4 protein-coding genes are annotated in these 2,561 nt (G+C 60.3%); all 4 read right to left on the reverse strand.

The window, feature by feature from the left end; all coding sequences use genetic code 11:
* Positions 1-131: 131 nt before the first annotated feature.
* The 4 genes from ACK4TH_RS11440 to ACK4TH_RS11455 are packed head-to-tail and all read right to left on the reverse strand — an operon-like array spanning position 132 to position 2,436.
* Entirely contained in the window at positions 132-503 is a 372-nt protein-coding gene (locus ACK4TH_RS11440) for a hypothetical protein (protein WP_409626583.1), read from the reverse strand.
* Positions 500-895: a hypothetical protein gene (locus ACK4TH_RS11445; protein ID WP_409626584.1), complete on the reverse strand. Its 396-nt coding sequence runs from the start codon at positions 893-895 to the stop codon at positions 500-502. The genes ACK4TH_RS11440 and ACK4TH_RS11445 overlap by 4 nt, the downstream gene beginning before the upstream one ends.
* 7 nt (positions 896-902) lie before the next feature.
* On the reverse strand, positions 903-1,901 hold the full coding sequence (locus ACK4TH_RS11450; protein ID WP_409626586.1) for a hypothetical protein: 999 nt from the start codon (positions 1,899-1,901) through the stop codon (positions 903-905).
* Positions 1,902-1,914: 13 nt separating this feature from the next.
* Entirely contained in the window at positions 1,915-2,436 is a 522-nt protein-coding gene (locus ACK4TH_RS11455; RefSeq protein WP_409626588.1) for a hypothetical protein, read from the reverse strand.
* Positions 2,437-2,561 lie beyond the last annotated feature (125 nt).

The following is a 2,561-nucleotide window of genomic DNA, read 5'->3' on the forward strand; positions in this document are numbered from 1 at the left end:
CCGAGCTCGATGGCCTGTTCGATTCCGGCAGCCGCGCGTGGACCTTTCTGCCGACGCTGTCGCTGCCGATCTTCGACCTGGCACCTGATCACCGGAGACACGATCTTCGAGTGTGGTTGCTAATACCTTGCTCATGCGAGGTCTCCGTGGGCAGTAACATTGGCATACGCAGCTTCCGTCGCAGCAGAAGTCGTTGCTGTTCCTATGCGAACAAGACTGGCCGTGGGCAAGGTGCTGGCGTCACGGATAAGTCCGATGTAACCGCCAGACGATCCATTAGAGCCAGTTACTTGTACGGATGCGCCAGCGTTGGCAAAGGCAGTCGAGTAATTAACTGTGTCATCGCCTGCACCGTTATCGGTAATAGACGCGACGCCAAAACTATCACGAACGCTGCCAGTGCCATTGTTGTAATTGACCCACGCTTTCACCAATCCTTCGATCAGCGAGGTTTCCTGCGTGCCGTCATTCTTGGCAACTGAGTTTGCTTTCACGAGGCTCATGCGTAGTCTCCTACGGCAAGCGCGAACACATTCCCAACGTCACTAAGGTTGCCTGAAATTGTTGTGGCAATTCGCAAAGATGACACGGACGCCGCTGCTGAGCCCAGCGACGAGGCATTGTTTAACGACTGCGGATACGCCTTTGTTGCTGAGCCTGTGCCTGCAATGGCGTCAGTCGTTGCTGTGTAGTCAACATTGCCAAAGGCTGTTGACCAGTTAAGCGTCTGATCGCCTGCCGCGTTGTCGGTTAGGGATGACACGTTGAAGCTGTCGGTAATGGCCGGTGTCGAACCGCTATACTTGGCGCGCGCCTGTACGAACTCGCCGCGCGTGACGGCAGGGGGTTTGGTTCCTGCGCGGTTGCTGAGATTGTCGACGGCTGCGATGCTCATGTCGTCCTCACACGATGACCAGACGCGCGCCGTTTTCGACCGTCAACGTGACGCCGTTGGCCACGGTCAACGGCCCGGCTATCATCGCGTTCTTGTTGGCCGGGATGGACGTGTTTACGGTCAGCGATTGATCCATGATGCGGAACATGTCGCCCGACCTGTCGCCGACCGTACCGTTGTTGCCCTGGAACATGCCGCCGCCAGCAGGGCCGGGAACCCAATTATCGCCGTCCCAGACAAGACCGTCGCCGACTTCCTTGCCCGTCTCGTCCACGTTGCCCAAGTCGCCAAGCTCGGCGGCGGCTACGGCGGCTTCCGCGCCCGCCCTGGCGGCCTCGGCGGCTATCCGGTCGGCGTCTGCGGCTGCGGCATCGGCTGCGGCTTCCGTCGCTTTGGTCGTGGCGATTACGGCCTGCGCGGTCGCGGTGTCCGCTGCGGCTTGCGCTTCCTCGATTGGCGCTTCGATTTCGTCGATAGTCAACGTCGATACGGTCGGTTTGCCAGTACCATCGAATACCAGCACTTTACCGATACGCTGCGCAATGGTCGGCAGCGTCATGTCGACAGACGGGTTGCCGTCTACGTCGATTTCGTTTTCGGGCAGGAAAATAGCGCTCTTGACCTTCTGGGCCAACTGCTGGAACTTCATGGCGATGCGGTCGAACTCGCGCGCCAGTACGTTGCGGAAGAACGTCGATTGCGGCGTTATCTCTGTCAGGTAGTCCAGCGAGCGAATGACGACGATCTGGTTGACTTCGTCTTCGTCGTCCGCAATCAACGCGTCTATCTTGGCGATCAGCGCGGCGGTGGGCGTGATCGTGAAGAAGTCGTAGTCGTCCGGCTGTAGCTGTACGGTGTAGTCGACGTCCAATGTGGCCGTTAAATTGGCCAGTCCGTACTTGACGACGACGTCGTCTTCGGCGAACAGCGGGAAGTCGCAGTTCACCGCCACGGCCTCTTGGACGTTGGTAAACTTTTTGGCTACGCGCTGCGTACCAATAGCCATTGACCCCTACCCCTCAGAACCCCGGCGCACGTTCCGGGCCTGCCTCGCCCGGACCCCACCAGTATTGATTGCCGAACTCTTTTTCCTGCTTGCGGACTTTACGCTGCTGCTTCTGATACGCCTTCGGGTCTGCCAACTCTTGTAGCCTATCGAAGACCGCTCTTTCAAGTGCTAATCGTGCCCACCACACGGAACTGCCGGGGGTGTAGCGCCGCGCCCACTCGACCGCCTTTGCGCCGGTCGTGCTGCTAAAGTCCTTGTCAGAGAGGCCGCCAACGACGTCGGCGAACTGGAAGACGTCGCCTAGGGCGAGCTGCGTCGTGTCGCCCAGGAAGCCCGCCAAAGGCCCTGCGGCGGCCTGCGCAGGGCCGTGGCCGTATTCGTTAATGCCCGTGAACAGGAAGTCGCCCCAGATCGAAAAGGCCCCGCCTGACAGAAACGCCTTGCCCCAGAACTGCGGCGTATCCATCGGCAGCGGATCGCGCCCGCGCGCCAGTTCACGTAGCTGTGTACCCATCGCGCCTACCATCGTCATGCCAGCACCTAGCCCGGCGACGAACATAAGGCGCGTCATCTTGTCGGGCCCTTTCTGCCCGCCCAGTGGGTGCGATCTCCGGCCGCCGCCAGTGGCTGACCCGGATGGCCGTGGTCGCCGTGACC

The sequence above is a fragment of the Tepidimonas sp. genome (genome assembly GCF_046292505.1).
Lineage (GTDB): Bacteria > Pseudomonadota > Gammaproteobacteria > Burkholderiales > Burkholderiaceae_C > Tepidimonas.